This is a genomic window from uncultured Dokdonia sp. (assembly GCF_947492535.1).
Classification (GTDB): domain Bacteria; phylum Bacteroidota; class Bacteroidia; order Flavobacteriales; family Flavobacteriaceae; genus Dokdonia.
In genome coordinates, this window is record NZ_CANLNH010000023.1 from 30,607 (window position 1) to 49,466 (window position 18,860).

The 18,860-nt window shown below is 34.9% G+C and carries 12 protein-coding genes; 6 read left to right on the forward strand and 6 right to left on the reverse strand.

Features of this window, described 5'->3' with window-relative positions:
• Positions 1–8: 8 nt before the first annotated feature.
• Positions 9–971, forward strand: a complete 963-nt coding sequence (locus tag Q1A60_RS20295; protein WP_299769200.1) for a type IX secretion system membrane protein PorP/SprF — start codon at positions 9–11, stop codon at positions 969–971.
• Between the two features lie 33 nt (positions 972–1,004).
• Complete coding sequence (locus Q1A60_RS20300; RefSeq protein WP_299769203.1) at positions 1,005–3,011, forward strand: OmpA family protein; 2,007 nt, start codon at positions 1,005–1,007, stop codon at positions 3,009–3,011.
• A 257-nt stretch (positions 3,012–3,268) separates the two neighbouring features.
• On the opposite strand, the gene Q1A60_RS20305 is transcribed toward Q1A60_RS20300, so the two are convergent.
• Together Q1A60_RS20305 and Q1A60_RS20310 are read right to left on the reverse strand one after the other, a co-directional pair.
• Entirely contained in the window at positions 3,269–4,549 is a 1,281-nt protein-coding gene (locus tag Q1A60_RS20305; protein ID WP_299769207.1) for an amidohydrolase family protein, read from the reverse strand.
• A 21-nt stretch (positions 4,550–4,570) separates the two neighbouring features.
• Positions 4,571–5,704, reverse strand: coding sequence for a DegT/DnrJ/EryC1/StrS family aminotransferase (locus Q1A60_RS20310; protein WP_299769211.1), 1,134 nt, complete (start codon positions 5,702–5,704; stop codon positions 4,571–4,573).
• A gap of 135 nt (positions 5,705–5,839) precedes the next feature.
• Between Q1A60_RS20310 and Q1A60_RS20315 the strand changes: the two genes are divergently transcribed.
• The 4 genes from Q1A60_RS20315 to Q1A60_RS20330 all read left to right on the forward strand — a co-directional run bounded on the left by Q1A60_RS20315 (position 5,840) and on the right by Q1A60_RS20330 (position 12,701).
• Positions 5,840–7,081: a glycosyltransferase N-terminal domain-containing protein gene (locus tag Q1A60_RS20315; protein WP_299769214.1), complete on the forward strand. Its 1,242-nt coding sequence runs from the start codon at positions 5,840–5,842 to the stop codon at positions 7,079–7,081.
• Complete coding sequence (locus tag Q1A60_RS20320; RefSeq protein ID WP_299769217.1) at positions 7,074–7,859, forward strand: hypothetical protein; 786 nt, start codon at positions 7,074–7,076, stop codon at positions 7,857–7,859. The genes Q1A60_RS20315 and Q1A60_RS20320 overlap by 8 nt, the downstream gene beginning before the upstream one ends.
• A gap of 553 nt (positions 7,860–8,412) precedes the next feature.
• Positions 8,413–11,343 (forward strand): SusC/RagA family TonB-linked outer membrane protein, encoded by a 2,931-nt coding sequence (locus Q1A60_RS20325; protein ID WP_299769220.1) that lies wholly within the window; start codon positions 8,413–8,415, stop codon positions 11,341–11,343.
• Positions 11,344–11,354: 11 nt separating this feature from the next.
• Positions 11,355–12,701: a RagB/SusD family nutrient uptake outer membrane protein gene (locus tag Q1A60_RS20330; protein ID WP_299769223.1), complete on the forward strand. Its 1,347-nt coding sequence runs from the start codon at positions 11,355–11,357 to the stop codon at positions 12,699–12,701.
• Positions 12,702–12,811: 110 nt separating this feature from the next.
• Here Q1A60_RS20330 and Q1A60_RS20335 read toward each other — a convergent pair whose 3' ends face one another.
• The 4 genes from Q1A60_RS20335 to Q1A60_RS20350 form a co-directional block, all read right to left on the reverse strand.
• On the reverse strand, positions 12,812–13,294 hold the full coding sequence (locus Q1A60_RS20335) for a DUF4199 domain-containing protein (protein ID WP_299769226.1): 483 nt from the start codon (positions 13,292–13,294) through the stop codon (positions 12,812–12,814).
• Between the two features lie 194 nt (positions 13,295–13,488).
• A complete protein-coding gene (locus tag Q1A60_RS20340) occupies positions 13,489–17,109 on the reverse strand; it encodes an efflux RND transporter permease subunit (protein WP_299769229.1) in 3,621 nt (1,206 codons plus the stop codon).
• Between the two features lie 4 nt (positions 17,110–17,113).
• On the reverse strand, positions 17,114–18,280 hold the full coding sequence (locus tag Q1A60_RS20345; RefSeq protein WP_299769232.1) for an efflux RND transporter periplasmic adaptor subunit: 1,167 nt from the start codon (positions 18,278–18,280) through the stop codon (positions 17,114–17,116).
• A 72-nt stretch (positions 18,281–18,352) separates the two neighbouring features.
• Positions 18,353–18,715, reverse strand: coding sequence for a four helix bundle protein (locus tag Q1A60_RS20350; RefSeq protein ID WP_299769235.1), 363 nt, complete (start codon positions 18,713–18,715; stop codon positions 18,353–18,355).
• Between the last annotated feature and the right edge of the window lie 145 nt (positions 18,716–18,860).

Sequence of the window (18,860 nt, forward strand, 5' to 3'; positions counted from 1 at the left end):
AAACACCTATGAGAAAAAGTTACAACGCCATAATAGCTCTGGCAATAGTAGTTTTAGGTTTACAGACAGAAAATGCTGTAGCCCAGCAGGATGCACAGTACACTCAGTATATGTACAATACATTGAGTATTAATCCAGCCTATGCAGGTTCTAGAGGAGGACTAAGTATTTTAGGACTCCACCGTAGTCAGTGGGTAGGATTAGATGGCGCACCTCGTACACAAACGTTTTCTATTCATTCCCCAGTGGGACAATCAGAAAGAGTTGGGTTGGGATTAAATATTGTTAATGATGAGATATTTATTACCAATGAAACCTATATAGATATTGATTTTAGTTATACAATCCCTACAAGTGATAGAGGTAAGTTAGCATTTGGACTTAAAGGAGGCGCACACTTACTAGATGTTAATTATAGTGAAGCCAATGCATTTCAAAACGGAGATGCTTTTGCAACGGCACAAGACAATATAGATAATCGATTTACACCACAGGTTGGAGTTGGTTTATTTTATTATACAGATAAATATTATTTAGGATTTAGTGCTCCTAACTTACTCCGTACCGAATATTTTGATGATAGTAATAATAGTAATGATGCAAATACGACATATCTCGCTAGAGAACGAATAAACTATTATCTCACCTCAGGATATATATTTAATGTAACAGAAGATTTTAAGTTTAAACCTGCAGGACTTGTAAAATGGGTAGCGGGAGCGCCTTTACAAGTAGATGTGACAGCAAATGCATTGCTCTATGAAAAATTAACATTAGGCTTAGCGTATAGATGGAGTGCCTCAGTAAGTGCTCTGGCGGGTTTTCAAATCACAGATGGGTTAATGCTAGGACTTGCCTATGATAGAGAAACAACAGAATTACAACAGTTCAATGATGGAAGTTATGAAATCTTCTTACGATTTGAAGTCTTGAATAAACCAAAACGTCTCATCTCACCGAGATTCTTTTAAGTTCACCTAAGTTAAACTAAAGTATAAGACACAATGATGTTTCAGATAAAAAAAGCAATACGCTATTCGCTCATAATAACTCTTATAATAGGGGGTGTTGGAGTATCTTATGGACAAGAGCAAGTAGATGAAGCAAAACAAGAAATAAAAGAAAAGAAAACTGGAAGCGTAAAAAAAGCTGAAAAGCGATTTGATCAATATGCTTTTGTAGATGCGCGTGATTTGTATTTAAGAATTGCAGACAAAGGAAACAGATCTCCAGAAGTTCTTAAAAAACTAGGAGATTCCTATTATTTTAATGGAGAGTATCGGGATGCAGTCACGTGGTATAGCCAATTGGTAAATACAGGAGGCGATCAAATAACACCAGAGTATTATTTCCGTTACGCACAATCTCTAAAAAGTGTACAACGCTATGAAGAAGCAGATCAAGTCATGAATGCTTTCGAAACGGCAAATGGAAATGATAAAAGAGGGCAAATGTTTGTCAAAGAACGCGATTACCTTGCTGAAATAGAAAGACAATCAGGAAGATATGGCATAAAACCTATAAATATTAATTCCGGATTACAAGATTTTAGTCCTAGTTTTTATGGGGAACGCCTTGTGTTTTCTTCAAATAGAGAAGACCGTACCGGAACCTTAATACACGATTGGAATGATCAACCCTTTTTAGACCTGTATATAGTAGATAACCCAGAAAGTGATACTCCAACTATCAATAAATTAGAAGGAGACGTAAATACAAAGTATCATGAAAGTAGCACTGTTTTTAATGATTTAGGCGATGTGATGTACTTCACGCGTAATAATTATACAGACAGAAAACTGAAACGTGATCAAGAAGGAACCAATAAGTTAAAATTATATAAAAGCTTTCGCGAAAGCGGACAATGGAGCATCCCCGAAGAATTGCCATTTAATAGTAATGAATATTCTGTAGCACATCCTGCCTTAAGTCCAGATGGAAAAACCTTGTACTTTGCCTCAGATATGCCAGGTACAAAAGGCTTGTCAGATGTATGGCGCGTATCCATTAATGCAGATGGTACATATGGAACTCCAGAAAATTTAGGAGAAACGATTAATACAGAAGGAAGAGAAACATTCCCATTTATAAGTAGTGATGGACGATTGTTTTTTGCTACAGACGGACATGTAGGATTGGGAGGACTAGATGTATTTGTAGCTCAAATAGACGATAATGGAACTGTAGGTGATGCCTATAATGCAGGAAAACCTGTAAATAGTAGTTATGATGATTTTGGATTAATCCTGAATAATGATAAAGGTGTAGGCTATTTTTCTTCAAATAGAGCTACGGGACTAGGGAATGATGATATTTATGGCTTTACCAGAGATAAAAAATTATTGACTAATTGCGGTCAGATGATTACCGGAATTACAAAAGATGTAAAGACCGATGAAGTACTACCAATGGCTCGTGTACAATTAAGAGATAAACAAAACAATGTAGTCACGCAAACGACGTCAGATGTATTAGGGAACTATAGTTTTGACGGAATCAATTGTAATGATGTATATGTCGTAAGGGCTGAAAAGGAAAATTACGATCCAGCGGAAGCTATCATTACAACAGATGGAGAGGCAGGTAGAGATATCAAACGTGATTTGTATTTAAAACCTCCAGTAGCTGTAAATGTAGGAGATGACTTAAATGAATTGCTAGGTCTAAAACCTATATACTTTGACCTTGATAAATCGTTTATACGCCCTGATGCCGAAAGAGAACTTATAAAAGTAATTGCTTTTATGGAACAATTTCCAAACGCAAAGATAGATGTAAGAAGTCATACAGATAGTCGTGCAGATGATGCATATAATATCGCATTATCTCAACGTAGAAATACATCTACGATTGATTATATAGTGAATGTAGGAGGTATTAGTAGAAGTAGATTGACAGGTAGAGGATATGGAGAAACACAATTGACAAATAGATGCAGTAATGGAGTACCGTGTTCGGAAGGAGAGCATCAATTAAATAGAAGAAGTGAATTTATAATACTAGCAAAATAATTCAATTAGTAAATGGTATAAAGCACCACACTTTACCCAACTTAAAAAACTTGATTTCTTAATCATTTTTAAGATAAGAGGTGGATTATTTGGTGTTGTTTATAAAGAATAAAAATAGAATCCCGCTGTACAAGAAAAATTGTGTTCTTTTGGGTTAACTTAATCTAATGTAGGGTGAACATAATGAGAATATCATTCATTCTCTTGTTAGGGAAGGAGAATAGTTGAGTGTTCTCATCTAATGTATGGCGGGTCTTTTATTTCTTATAAACAACACCATTTTTCATGACAAAAGAAACAGTTGTCATCACAGAAATATCCTGAATAGGATTTCCATCTACAGCAATAATATCAGCTAGATACCCTTTTTTTAATTCCCCTAACTGCCCTTGCATATCCAACACTTTGGCATTTGTGATCGTAGCAGATTGAATAGAAAACATTTCAGACCAACCCGTTTCTACCATATAGATAAATTCTTTTGCATTTTCTCCATGAGGAAATACACCAGCATCTGTTCCAAAAGCAATATTGACACCCTCTTCAGCAACCATTTTCATGGTTTGGCGTATGCCGGCATCTACTTTCATAATTTTAGGAATAATAATATCTGGATAATACCCAGGAATATCAGCCTGTTGTCTTACATAACGTCCAGCTGATAAGGTAGGAACCAAATACGTGTTGTATTGTTTCATAAGAGCAGCCGTTTCTTTATCCATGAGTGATCCATGCTCAATAGTAGTAACACCCCCTTTGATAGCGCGTTGCATCCCTTCGATACCATGCGCATGTGCTGCAACACTCATCCCGTATTCTTTGGCAGTCTTTACAATCTCATTAATCTCTTCTTGTGTAAACTGAGGATTCACACCATTTTTACTCACACTCAAGACACCTCCCGTGGCTGTAATTTTAATAACGTCGGCACCATTTTTATAACGTTGGCGTACTGCTTTACGTGCATCTGCAGGACTATTAATAACGCCTTCTGCTGGACCCGGATCTCCCATAAGATCTTTCTTATATCCATTGGTAGGATCGGCATGACCTCCCGTTGTTCCTATCGCTTTTTCAGCAGTAAAAATACGAGGGCCATCTACAGTTCCTTTATTAATGGCATTACGTAAAGATACATTGACACCACTTCCTCCTAAATCACGTACGGTCGTAAAACCAGCCATTAGTGTACGTTTAGCAATTTCAGAAGATGTAAAAGCAACATCAGCTTCATTTTTTGTAAAAGGTTCAATATATCTCTTCGGACTCGTTTCACCCTCAATATGAACATGCATATCTATAAGTCCAGGCATTACTGTTTTAGACCTAAGGTCAACAACAGTTTGTCCTTCTTTAGGCTGTGTATACCCTTTATCGATAGCGATAATTTTATTTCCTTGTACTGTAATAGTACGTTCTGTGAGAACAGTTCCCTTTTCGGTATCTATCAATTTACCACAATGTAATAATGTAGTTTCTTGAGCAAAAGAGATGCTACTTATAAAAAGCACGAATAGAAATAAAACGATCTTTTTCATGAGTGATGGTTGTTTAGAGGGTTATTTATTTACAAAATCAATAATAGTAGTGGTAATAAATTCAATCTGTTCATCATCAAGCTCTGTATGCATAGGAAGAGAGATTACATCTTGTACTAACTGATTTGTAACCGTAAAATCTTCTTCACGATAACGCTCGTCTAGATAGGCTTTCTGTCTATGCAATGGTATAGGATAATATACTCCGCAAGGAATATCTTTTGATTGTAAATGAGCAACAAGTGCATCACGATCTGTATCCTTTATACGTAATGTATATTGATGAAATACATGACAGTCACAACTGTCACATATCATAGGTGTGATAATTTTTTCTTGATTTATAAAGGCAGCAGTATACTTGCGAGCAGCATCTCTACGAGCTGTATTATAGGCATCAAGATGAGGCAATTTTGCACGAAGAACCGTAGCTTGTATAGAATCTAATCTACTATTTACACCAACTACATCATGATGATAACGCTTATACATTCCATGATTTACAATCCCGCGTATCGTATGAGCAAGATCATCATCATTGGTAAAAATAGCACCACCATCTCCATAGCACCCTAAGTTTTTAGAAGGAAAAAAAGAAGTCGTTCCAACATGCCCTATACCACCTGTCTTTACTTTTTTACCATCACGCCCCGTATAGGTAGATCCAATACCTTGCGCATTATCTTCTATAACATATAAATCATGCTCTTTGGCAAGATCCATGATGGCATCCATATTAGCCGCCATTCCAAATAAATGTACAGGAACAATTGCTTTTGTTTTTGGTGTAATTGCTTTTTTAACTGCTTCAATATCAATGTTGAAATTAATAGGGTCTACATCCACAAGTACGGGTGTAAGATGTAGTAAAGCAATAACCTCTACGGTAGCAGCAAATGTAAAATCGGCAGTAATGACTTCATCTCCAGGTTGTAATCCTAGTCCCATCATAGCAATTTGTAAAGCATCAGTTCCATTAGCACACGGAATCACATGATTTACACCTAGATAATCTTCAAGTTCTTTTTGAAATGCATGTACTTCAGGCCCATTTACAAAAGCACTAGATTCAATAACGTCTAGTACAGAGGCGTCTACACGTTCTTTTATTTTTTGATATTGACCTTTAAGGTCAACCATTTGTATCTTCTTCATAGGTATACAAGAGCTTTTACTCTTTAAATTAAGATAAGACTGATTGTGTTTTCAATTAAGAAAGTTGTAACGAAAATACAAAAACTCCCACCTTCCAACAATCTATTTTAGGACAAAGCGCTATTTTAGCAATGTATGCGTAGTCTCTATTCTAGTATTATATACATTGTACAAGCAGTTTTGCCTATTTCTGGACTATTTAGTTCAAAGATGAAACTATTTGTAAAAGGACGGAAAGATGTTTTTTCAACACTAAGAAGTCAATTAAAAGATCAAGATCGCGTTATTTGGTTTCATGCAGCTTCATTAGGAGAATACGAGCAAGGTGTTCCTGTCATGGAAGAGATACAGAAAAAGTATCCAGCATTTAAACTTGTGATTACTTTTTTCTCTCCCTCTGGCTATGAGATTAAAAAAAATAACGCTTTCGCGAAAGCGACCACCTACTTACCCCTTGATACCCCAGCAAATGCTCGTTTGTTTTTAGACATCGTACACCCTGAATTAGTGTTTTTTATTAAATATGAATTCTGGCCGAATTATTTGACGGAGTTGAAAAAGCGAAATATTAAAACCGTTTTATTATCTGGTGTTTTTAGAGAAAATCAACCGTTCTTTAAATGGTATGGAAAATGGATGCTGAAAAGTTTTGAAGCATTTGACCATTTCTTTGTACAAGATAATGCCTCAGTACTAGCCGCTGAAACATTGAGTTTACATCCTGTTACGATGAGTGGTGATACGCGTTTTGATCGTGTATCTCGCCAAATAGAGATGGATAATACATTAGACTTTATTTCAGCATTTAAAGCAAATCAACTTTGTGTGGTTTGTGGAAGTACATGGCCAGAAGATGATCAAGTACTTACTACGTTTATTAATAAGCATCAGAGTGAGACAAAATTTATTATTGCTCCACATCAAATAAAAGCAGAAAAAATAACAGCATTACAACAAAAACTGAAAGTAAAAACAATACTGTTTTCTGAAAAAGAAGGAAAAGACCTCTCCGAGTATGATGTGTTTATAATTGATACCATTGGGTTACTTACAAAAATATATAACTATGCAGATGTAGCCTATGTAGGAGGCGCATTAGGAGGAACCGGATTACATAATATACTAGAACCTGCTACTTTTGGAATCCCAATCATTATAGGGAATCAATTTGAAAAATTTCCTGAAGCAAAAAAATTACAACAATTAGCGGGTCTATATGCAATTTCAAATCAAGAAGAACTTGATGATATCCTACATAAGTTGATAGTAGATCAAAAGTTTAGATCCCAAACAGGAATGATTGCTGGGCATTTTATAAACAGTAATACAGGAGCCACACGTACCGTTATAGAATATATAACGAGTATATATGGGTAAATTATTTTTGAATATAATTTGGATAGTACTGCTCACAGTTATCACACAAATAGGAGGCGTTGTATATATAATTGCAACGCTATGTTATAGGAAGAAGACACTAAAAAAATGGAGTGCTTTTATCATACTATATCTTCTCTGCACCTTTGGTATTGTTCCCTATATAGCACCTCTTTTTGGAAGAGAAAAGATAAAAACAAATGAGACTGTTAAGATACACACACTTTTTACATCTCTAGCCAATAGAAATTATGTAGTTCCAGAAGTAAACGAAGTACTCACACATGTTTCAGATAAACTAACCAAAAAATATCCAGAAGTAGAAATACATTGTCTAGATGCAAATTTTCCATTTTTTAATGGCTTTCCATTACTTCCACATCTAAGTCATAAAGACGGGAAGAAATTAGATATCTCATTAGTGTATGAAGATAAAAAAGGCACTTTGGTAAATGATAAACCCTCTGTGAGTGGTTACGGTGTTTTTGTGAATCCATTAAACGGAGAATATGATCAGATTTCAGTGTGTAAAACAAAAGGGTATTGGAAGTACGATTTTCCAAAATACTTGACATTAGGAACAATACACTCAGGGTTAAATTTCTCTGAAAAAGGAACGAGAACAATGCTGCAATATCTTACGCAGGAATCGTCTATTTCTAAAATTTTTATAGAACCACATTTAAGAGATAGAATGCGTATATCACACCCAAAAATCAGATATCATGGATGCCGCGCTGTAAGACATGATGATCATATTCATATCCAAGTGTATTAGTTTAACGTATATAAGTCAAACTATGTTAAGTCAAATTCTGTTTTTGATTAATAGTAGATTGAAATAGCAATAGAATATGACGTTTTTGAATTTTAGTATAGTATCGCTGTAATTAAATTTAACAGGTTCAATATCTAGTTTTGAAATGATATCCATAGTAAGGATACTATGTGATTCTTCTTTATTGCAATTTCTTTAATATTAATAATACTCAAAAATAGTTTTGTGTAAAACCTAATAAAGGAATGTTTATAAAGTGTTACCCTATTTTTTACGAACTCTATTATTTTTCCTAGACAAGAACTTAGCAAGTAGTTCAATTTTCAGAATGTTAAACAAAGTGATACGTGGATAAATCACTATGTGTACGGTTTATCCGTAAATTACTGTTTTTCATTTATTTATTAAAAACACAGTAAACACCGAAAAATAAGGGATTTCAAGTGTATTTTATTGATGTATTATTAGTTTTTTATGCCAAAAACGAATAATAATTATCATTTTGATAAAATATTTGCTAGTTTTAGTGAAATTAATTTAAAAATCAATCAATATGAAACAAGATTACAAGAGTTTAAAAATGACTCTTTTGTTTATGTTACTTCCGTTTTTTGCTTTTGCACAAAATGAAATAACAGGAACAGTGCAAGATGATAATGGTGTTCCAATACCATTTGCAAATGTCATTGAAAAAGGAACTAGAAATGGAGTAACTACCGATTTTGACGGAAAATTTAGTATAACGGTCGATAATCTTCCAACTACCTTAGAGTTTTCACTACTTGGTTTTTCTACATTAGAGCAAGAAGTGACAACTACATCCTCCTTACAAATTACACTTTCAGAATCTGCAGAATCATTAGAGGAGGTAATTATAACTGGATTAGCTTCTTCGGTAAAAAGATCAAATCTTGCAAATGCCGTTTCTTCTGTGAGTGCAGAAGATTTAGTGGGAACTACGGGTCAAACAACAGTAGATGGTGCCCTCTATGGAAAAGTTACTGGGGTAAATATAACAGCCTCATCAGGAGCTCCCGGAGGAGGTCTAGCTTTAAGATTAAGAGGAGTCTCTTCTATTAATGGAAATAATCAACCGCTTATTATTATAGATGGTGTTTATGTAAATAATGTAGAAATACCATCTGGTTTACGTTTTGCTTCTGGAGCTAATAGAGGGAATGAGGAAAATGCAGGAAATCGACTAGCGGATATAGATCCAAATGATATTGCTAATATTGAAATATTAAAAGGATCATCTGCTGCAGCTATCTATGGACAACGTGGTAATGCAGGTGTTGTAATTATTACGACTAAAAGAGGAAAAGGAGGAAAAACTAAAATTAATTTCAAACAAGACCTTGGATTTACGAGAATAGCAAACCCTTTAGGTTTAAGACCATGGACTGCAGAATCTGTGTTAGAAACTTTTGGACAAGATGAACTAGATAGATTTAATGCTACTATCGCTTCAAATGGAGAACTTTTTGACTATGAAGATGAAATTTATGGTGAAACAGGATTTATTACAGAAACAGCCTTGAGTGTAACAGGAGGTAATGAAAAAACGAAGTTTTATATTGGAGGATCTTATCGAGATGAGGAAGGGATCATTAAAAATACAGGTTTTAATCGTTTATCCTTAAGAACAAATATTGACCATAAAATATCTGATGTATTTGATGTTACTTCTACAACAAATTATGTGCGTAGTAATTCTAGCAGAAGTTTTACTGGAAATGAAAATGAAGGAGGACTTAGTTACGGGTATAGTTTAGCGTTTACAAGACCTTGGAATAATTTATTTCCTGATGAAAATGGTAATTATCCATTGAATCCTAACTATCCAGGTAACCCTTTATTTGTAAGAGATCAAGCACAAAATGAAGACAGTAATAATAGAATTATACAAGGATTGTCTTTAACTAGTAAGCTATATACTGATGATAAAAATAGAGTCAAATTTGTTTTGAGTGGAGGGGTAGATTACCTTGCAAATGAAACTTTTGTATATGTGCCTGAAACGCATCAAGGACAATTAGGAAATGAAGCACCTGGTTTTGTTGCGCAAGGTAAAAATAATTTTACGCAGTTTAATTATCAAGCGATTGCCGTATGGAATCATGATGCATTAAATGGAGATTTAGCTTTGACATCACAGGCTGGTATTACCTACCTAAACCAAGAAGCAAATGTATTAAATGCTAGAGGTTTTGGGTTGGCTGCAGGACAAACAAATCTTGAGCAAACAAGTGTACAAGCAACAAGTCAATTTCTTAGAGAAGAAGAAGATTTTGGATATTTTACACAAGTAGAAGGTAATTATAAAAATAAAATTATAGGAACATTAGGATATCGTTTAGATAAATCTTCACGTAATGGAGATCCTAATAGATTATACGGGTTTCCTAAAGCTTCAGTAGCTGTTAATATAGCTAATTTTGATTTTTGGAATGTGGATGCTGTAAATCAGTTTAAATTTAGAGCTGCTTATGGAGAGACTGGAAATCCAGCTGGTTTTGGATCGACATTTACAAGTCTTAATGCAAGTAATATAGGAGGACCTATAGGACAATCACTAGCAGGACTTAAAGGAGATCCAGATGTAGAACCTGAAACAGCAAAAGAATTTGAAATAGGTTTTGATGTAGGTTTTCTAAATAGTAGAATAAACCTTGAGGCTACATATTATAATAAAAATGTTGACGATTTATTATTACAAAGACAGCTTCCTGCATCTTCTGGTTTTACAACAGAATTGACAAATCTTGCAGACTTAAGAAATCAAGGGGTAGAACTTGCTATAAATGCAGATTTATTCCAATCGAATGCATTTAAGTGGAATACAGGAATTCAATTTTATCTAAATAGATCGAAAGTAACCCGACTTGATGTGCCTGCTTTTGCACAACCAGGAGCTGGTTTTGGTCTAGGATTAGGAACATTTTTCATAGAAGAAGGGAGCCCTGTTACACAAATCGTAACCAATATTGATGGAGTGCCAACTCAAGTTGGGAATGTAGAACCTGATTTCCAGATGGCTTTTAATAATAATATTACACTTCTTGAAAATTTTGATATTTCATTTCTTTTACAACTTAAAGCAGGTGGAGATAACTTAAACCTTACACGTTTCCTTACTGATTTAGGACAAACAAGTGATGATCTTGAAACGGCTGCAGGTCAAGCTAGATTAGAGACACCAGCTAATGGAATTCGATTTGTAGAACCAGCAGGTTATTTAAGATTACGTGAAGCTGCTATTTATTATAGAATTCCTACAGACGTTATCGAAAAGGCATTTGGAGAAACCGTTGGGAATATTAAAATTGGTATATCTGGAAGAAATATCTTTACTATAACAGATTATAGTAGTTATGATCCAGAAGTCTCAGTAAATGGAGGCGCAGGACTTTCAAGCGGAATTGAAGTGACACCATTTCCTAGTTCCCGTCAATTTTATTTTCACTTAAATGTTAATTTCTAAATTCTGTAACAATGAAAAGATATATAAAAATAATAAAATATAGTATGCTTATCGTTTTAGTAAGCGTACTAAATTCCTGTACAATAGACGAAGTAATAGATCCGAATAGACCTAGTTTGGACGGTGTCGAGTCTGAAGCTATTATAGGTCAACTTAATGAACTTGTTGTTGGTGTAGAATCTACATTGAGAAATGGGCTTGGAATAGAAACCACAGCTAGTGGAACCATGGCAAGAGAACTCTATCTTTTTGATGCAGATCCCCGTAATACAGGTGATTTGTTAGGTAAAAATGGTATAAGCCTTGATAACAATTCATTTTATAGTACTGCACAATGGAATGGAAATTATAGATGTATTAAAAATGCTAATATTTTAATAGGAGCAGCACAAAATACATCGTCTATCACTCCTGAAGAAGCGCTTGGATATACTGGTGTTGCTAAAACTTTTGCAGCCTATGAACTTATCCAGATTATAAAATCGTACGGAAATGCTAGAATAGATGTTTCAGATGAGGATAACTTGGGTCCAATTGTGGGAGAAGCAGAAGCATTAGCTGCAGTTAGAGCTATGTTAGATGAAGGGTTATCCGATCTAAATAATGGTACTTTAATATTTGGTTTAAGTAGTGGATTTGATGTTTTAAGACAGGTAGATCCTGATAATTCTCCAGCATTACTACCTCTTACGGCAAATGACTTTGTAAGTTTTAATAGAGCGGTAGCTGCTATGGCAGCAGTATATGCTGGTGATGGTAATGGAGCTTTAACAGCAATAAATAACTCTTATTTTGACCTTAATGGAAGTTTGACAATTGGACCTAGACATGTTTTTAGCCTTAGTCCTGGTGATCAGTCAAATCCTGTATTTAGAGCACCAGATCTTAATGGAGATCAAATTATTGTTCATGATAGTTGGATAAATGAAGCAGAGGCAGGTGATACAAGAGTTACTTCTAAAACAGCTGTTAGAATAGATCCTCAAGGTCAAGATGACCTTAATGGAACTAATGAAACGAGATTATATGCATCTCAATTATCATCTATAGATATTTTACGTAATGAAGAATTAATTCTGTTATATGCAGAAGCTAGTATCCTTGCAGGAAATCTAGGAGATGCAGCTACAGCACTTACAGTTATTCGTAATTCAGCAAATTTAAATGCTTATACAGGACCTAATACTCCAGAAGCACTTACTGCAGAATTACTAAGACAACGTAGATATTCCTTATGGAGTGAAAACTCTAGATTATATGATGTTAGAAGGTATAGTCTTCAAAGTACACTTCCTATTGATAGAGCAGGAGATCAGGTGTTTACGTCGCTTCCTATACCCCTGTCTGAAAATAACTAATTAAATATTACTATAAATAGTAATAACCAAACTAGGTAGAATTAGTTCCACTATGTAATGAAAAACTCCCGAATCACTTCGGGAGTTTTTTTATACTATGTGATAGTATATTATTCTATCACTTCCTTTCCAACAAACTCAGTGGTATTTTCTGATTTTGTAAGATTCCAACTGGGTTTAAAAAGTTGCATAAATGAAAGGGTAAGTACTGCTGTAGTTGCAAATCCGCAAATAGCTACTGTAAATAAAATAATACCTAAGCTTGTAGAACTTCCCCAAGGTCCCATAAAATTATCTATAAATGTAGGATTTATATTGCCTGCATAAATGCCGAAAAATAGTGTAAACAGTATTGTAGCAAGAAATCCAGTCACAATACCAGTGGTAAAACCATCGGCATAGGTGAATGCGTCATTTTTCCTTAGTTTATATCCTTTAATAGCCTCATAGACTCCAAAAGCTGTAATCACGCCATTAAATAAACTAAACAACGGATTTGTATGCCATCCAAAGAGAGAAATGAGCAGAAAATAACTAATAAGCAAACCACTTAAAGCGATTGCATAACGTACGGGTAGTGCAAATTTTAACATCGTAATATCTTTTTGGTTCCCTTTAATTTACGGAAAATCAATCAAATGTACCTTTGATGTTGTGTTAAAACTCTATACGCTTTCGCGAAAGCGTACCTAAAAACACTTAAAATGGTTGCCTAAATGGAGGCTATGTAAAAACAAAAACGCCAGTAGTATACTGGCGTTTTTTAAAGGGAATAAATAGGGGGTGCTTATTCACCTTCGGGGATTGGATAATCAAAAGATTCACTATCCATTATACTATTATCTAGCGCATCTGCAAGTGCTTCATCATCAACAATTGTTGTTTCTTCTTGACCATTATCTATAACTGCAGCACCTCTAAAATAAAGTTTAATTCTGTATACAATATAGTAGAGTAAGGGAACAATAATAAGGGTTAGAAATGTAGCGATAATAAGACCATAAATTACCGTCCAAGCTAAAGGTCCCCAGAAAATTACATTGTCACCTCCTACATAAATTCCAGCATCAAAATCTTGAAATAATCCAAAGAAGTCAATGTTTATTCCAATGGCTAATGGTATTAATCCTAGTACCGTTGTAATTGCAGTAAGTAATACAGGACGTAAACGTGCACGACCTCCTTCTATAATAAGTTGTTTCGTGATGTCTTTATCTAGCATTTGTTTGCCTTCAAGCCCATAAGCAACTTCCTTACGATCTATCAATAATTGCGTATAGTCAAGAAGTACTACACCGTTATTTACTACAATTCCAGCGAGTGAAATAATACCCATCATCGTCATAATAATCACAAAAGAAGAACCACTAATAATAATCCCTCCAAAAACACCAATGAAACTCAAGAAAATAGCAATCATGATAATGATTGGTTTTGAAATAGAGCTAAATTGGAAGATTAATAAGAAAAAGATGAGTCCTAGTCCTGCTAAGAAAGCAAAATTTAAAAAATCTTGTTCTTTCTTTTGTTTCTCAATTTGACCTGTATAGTTTACTTGAATACTTTTAGGTAAATCAAAATTCTTCATTTCTTTTTGAATGTCATTTACTACAATCCCAGCGTCTATAAAGCCAGGGGCAAGTGCAGAATAGACAGTAACCACACGTTTAGAATCACGGTGTTTAATGGCGCTAAAGGAAGAGGTGTTTTTTGTAGTTGTGACGGCAGCAACAGGGATTTCTTTGATTTGTCCGCTGGCTTGATCTCTGAAAATGATATTCTGGTTAAATAAAGCTGAATTATCATAGCGTTGATCTTCTTTAAAACGTACATAGATATCATAATCTTCTCCGTCTTTTTTGTAAACACCTGCTTTATCTCCAAAGATAGAACGGCGTAATTGCATCCCTACTTGACCTACAGCAACACCTAGTTCTCCAGCCTTTTCTCGATCTACGATCACTTCGGTGCCTGGTTTTCCTCTATTTACATTAATTTTCAATTCATCTACTCCAGGAACATTACGTGAGTTAATATAGTTTCGCATTTTTTCTGCAGCGACGATAAGTTCTCCATAGTCGTCACCCTGTAACTCTAGGTTAATAGGATATCCTTGCGGAGGCCCAGCGGCATCTTTCTCTACAGTAATCACAACACCAGGATAAATCCCTTTTAAGGCATCTTGTACTTTAAAACGTAATGCTTCACTATCGGCACCATTACGGAATTTATATTCTCGCATGGTCGCAGTAATCTTTGAACGATGTGGCATTTCTGCCGAACTTCCTCCATCTGTCTGAGGATTTCCAGCACCTTCACCTACTTGAGAAACAGAAGTTTCTACTAGCGCATTATAATCTTCACCTTCTAGATATTCTTGATCATTGAAGACTTTAAAAATACGACGCTCTATTTCTTTAGTAATTGCGTTGGTTTTTTTGATATCTGTTCCTTCTGGATATTCTATATAGGTGATAATCTGATTTGGTTTATTATCTGGAAAGAATTCAATAGCGGTACGTCCAGCACCTACAGAACCTCCAAATGCTCCAAATGTCATAAATAAGAGTAAAAATATGCCTCCTACAAATATAATTGGCTTCCATCCACGTAACGCCCATCCTAAGAAGTTACGGTATTTGTTTTCTAGCCATGTTAAGAAACGACGTTGAAAAACTTCAGCAGCATTATGTAATACATATTTGTATATCCACATTAAGGCAATAGTCACTAAAATTAATGAGCCAAACCCTCTTATAGACCCTCCAAGAAAAAGAATCATTAGACCTATTGGAAGCATAATAAGTGAAATGCGAAGGAGTATTTTTACCGTAAGCGGTTTCTCATCTGTTTTCATAAACTGAGACACCAGCATCGAGTTAATAAAAATAGCGACAAATAATGACGACCCTAATACTACTGAAAGTGTAATTGGGAAGTAAATCATAAACTGTCCCATAAGACCTGGCCATAATCCAAGCGGTACAAATGCGGCTACAGTAGTAAGCGTAGAAATAATAATTGGAAATGCAATCTCACCTATCCCTTTTTTGGCAGCCTCTATACGAGACATACCTTCTTCATCCATAAGACGGTATACATTCTCTACAACCACAATTCCATTATCTACGAGCATTCCTAGTCCCATAATCAACGCAAATAAGATCATGGTATTCATGGTATATCCCATCAAGTTTAGAATCATAAAACTCATAAACATAGACATAGGGATTGCAAACCCTACAAACAGCGCATTCTTAAATCCTAGGAAGAACATAAGAACACCTACCACAAGAATAATCCCGAAAATGATATTGTTTACAAGATCATTTACTTGATTTTCTGTTTTAGCACTTTGGTCATTTGCTGTGGTGATTTTTACATCTGGAGGAAAAACTTCTGTTTCAGCTTTTTTAATAATCTCTGTAATTTGTTCTACAGCAGCGATCATGTTTTTTCCAGAACGTTTTTTCACATCTAGCATGACCACACTTTCACTTACTTCATCATCATTTACAGACTCTCCCTTTTCTAGCGTTAGGTCACGTGCATAGGTGGTTTTGTCTTCTTCAGCAAAAGTAACAGTAGCAATATCTTTTAAGTATACCGCTCCATTTTCAGATTTCACAACAAAATTTTCTAGTTGTTCAGGAGTGTCTATCTCGCCTAGGATACGAATATTACGGCGCTGACCACTAGAAATTAAATTTCCAGCTGAGAGTGTCATGTTACCATTACTGATAGCTCCCAGTACATTGTCAAAATTTACTTTTGCAGCCATCATCTTGTAGATGTCTACAGCAACTTCTACTTCTCGTTCTTGCGCTCCACGAATGGTGGCTTCTTTTATTTCTTTAAGACTTTCGATTTCGTCTTGAAGATATTCTGCATACTCTTTAAGTTTATCTACTGGGTAATCTCCAGAAACATTTACGTTAAGAATAGGTGTTTCTTCAGAGATACTTAAATCAAAAACATTAGGCTCTACTTTTGCTCCATTAAAGGTGGGCCAATCTTCATTTGCCGTTTCACTATCTACTTCGTCCTTTACTTTTTGTTTGGCTGCTTGCACATCCATTCTGTAGTCAAACTCTACTGTAATAATAGCATAGTCTTCTTGAGAAGTTGAAAGAACCTCTTCTACGCCAGATAGGTTTTGTAACTTATCTTCTAATGGATCTACAATAAGACGTTCAATATCTTCTGCCGTATTTCCTGGGTAAGGGACAGATACATAGATCTTAGTTTCATTAATCTCAGGGAAGTTTTCTCTTGCCATACTTAAGTAAGCGCTCATTCCTAATACTAAAAACAAGGCCATTAGCACATAAATAATCGTAGGATTATCTATCGCCCAGCTAGAGATGCCGAACTCTTTATTTACATTCTTTTTTTTCTTTGCACTCATAGTCTTAGTATGTTAAGATTCGTACTTCTTGATTATCTTTTACAGAACGTGCACCTTCTACTATAATAAGGTCGCCAGATTTAAGCCCTGAAAGCACTTCTATTTTATCACCTTGGGATTTACCTGTAGTAATAATTTGTTGTTTAGCAACGGTTGTGTTGTTGTCTGCTTTCGCGAAAGCGGTATATACATACTGCTCTCCTTCTGCATTTTCATTAATAACATTTAAAGGAATAAGAACTGCATTATCTGCGGTGTAATCATTTATAGATAACCTAGCTGTAAGATTAGGTTTTATGTTTCCTTTTTTATTAGGAACGCCTACTTCTATAGGGAAACTTCTGTTAGATGGATTGATGTAATCTCCAGCTTGTCTAATTTTAGCTTCTATGGTTTCATTAAGTACAGGAAAAAATACACGTACATCTTTCCCTTTGCGTACAGTTGTAAGATAGGTTTCAGGAACCTCTGCACTTACGTACATATTATTTAAGTTTACAATTCTAAATAATGCCATACCTGGCGCAACGACAGTTCCTTGTTCTGTAATTACTTCATCAATAGTTCCCGTAAAAGGTGCTCTTACTGCGGTTTTTCCTAACTGACTTTTCATCTGATTTACCATGTTTTCTGCAGACTCATACTGAGACTTAGATTGTAAGTATTGTATCTCTGATCCTATTTTTTGATTCCAAAGACGTTCTTGTCTTTCAAAAGTAGTTTTCGCAAGTGCAGCTTGTGTTTGTAATTGAGCTAATTGACTACTTAACCCACCGTCATCTATACGTCCTAGGATTTGGCCTTTAGAAACACGTTGTCCCTCCTTAACGTTTACACGGACTAATGTGCCTTGGTATTCAGGATAGATAAGTACATTTTGTTTAGTTTCAACATTACCTTGAATTTCAACATAGTGATTAAATAAGGTGTCTTTTACTGTCATTGTAGTCACAAGAACTTCTTTTTTGGCAGTAGGGTCTTTTTCTGCGATTGCTTTTTCTATTTGAGCAAGTTCTGTAGCTATTGTTGCTGCTTGTGTGCTTAACTCAGCTTTCTTAGCTTTTAAAGCTTTTACATTACCAGCTTCTATAATAGCTTCTATAGATTGTGGTTTATCTCCACCACAGGATATTAATATGAGTACTATAACTGTCAAAAGTATTTGTTTCATGATTAGATTGCTTTTATTTTGAGGTATGTCGATGTGTCGATGTGTTGATATGTTTAGTAGTAGTCTTCATGGCTAGTTCTTTAATTGAGATTTTCTAAGTCCGTCAAGCATCGCTGTAATCTCAGATATAGATTGTCTGATGTAATTATATTTTTCTTCAGGAATAAACCCTAAATCGTTTGAAAGAATTATTTGATTTAATAGTTCAAGTGCAGATCCATATGCTATTTCTGTAAAACGGGCTTTATCTTTTGATGTATGTCTTCCAGAGCCTTCAGCTATATTTGAAGAAATAGAAATTGCGCAACGTCGCATCTGACTAATGAGGCCAAATCTTTCTGTGTCTGGAAATTTTTTTGTTTCTATATAGATTTCTTTTGACAGTTGCCTTGACTTTTGCCAAACATTTAATTTTTCAAAACCGAATATTTTCATTTTAATAAATATTTAATTCTTTTCAAATTAAAGAATAGTGTGTTCTGTTTTTATTTTTTAATCTTTATACTCCTCAACTCCTCAACTCCTCAACTCCTCAACTCCTCAACTCCTCAACTCCTCAACTCCTCAACTCCTCAACTCC

Bases quoted from the DNA above. Each gene is read 5' to 3' on its own strand.
- Q1A60_RS20295 (WP_299769200.1), top strand. From the start codon at position 9: ATGAGAAAAAGTTACAACGCCATAATAGCTCTGGCAATAGTAGTTTTA.
- Q1A60_RS20300 (WP_299769203.1), top strand. From the start codon at position 1,005: ATGATGTTTCAGATAAAAAAAGCAATACGCTATTCGCTCATAATAACT.
- Q1A60_RS20305 (WP_299769207.1), bottom strand. From the start codon at position 4,549: ATGAAAAAGATCGTTTTATTTCTATTCGTGCTTTTTATAAGTAGCATC.
- Q1A60_RS20310 (WP_299769211.1), bottom strand. From the start codon at position 5,704: ATGAAGAAGATACAAATGGTTGACCTTAAAGGTCAATATCAAAAAATA.
- Q1A60_RS20315 (WP_299769214.1), top strand. From the start codon at position 5,840: ATGCGTAGTCTCTATTCTAGTATTATATACATTGTACAAGCAGTTTTG.
- Q1A60_RS20320 (WP_299769217.1), top strand. From the start codon at position 7,074: ATGGGTAAATTATTTTTGAATATAATTTGGATAGTACTGCTCACAGTT.
- Q1A60_RS20325 (WP_299769220.1), top strand. From the start codon at position 8,413: ATGAAACAAGATTACAAGAGTTTAAAAATGACTCTTTTGTTTATGTTA.
- Q1A60_RS20330 (WP_299769223.1), top strand. From the start codon at position 11,355: ATGAAAAGATATATAAAAATAATAAAATATAGTATGCTTATCGTTTTA.
- Q1A60_RS20335 (WP_299769226.1), bottom strand. From the start codon at position 13,294: ATGTTAAAATTTGCACTACCCGTACGTTATGCAATCGCTTTAAGTGGT.
- Q1A60_RS20340 (WP_299769229.1), bottom strand. From the start codon at position 17,109: ATGAGTGCAAAGAAAAAAAAGAATGTAAATAAAGAGTTCGGCATCTCT.
- Q1A60_RS20345 (WP_299769232.1), bottom strand. From the start codon at position 18,280: ATGAAACAAATACTTTTGACAGTTATAGTACTCATATTAATATCCTGT.
- Q1A60_RS20350 (WP_299769235.1), bottom strand. From the start codon at position 18,715: ATGAAAATATTCGGTTTTGAAAAATTAAATGTTTGGCAAAAGTCAAGG.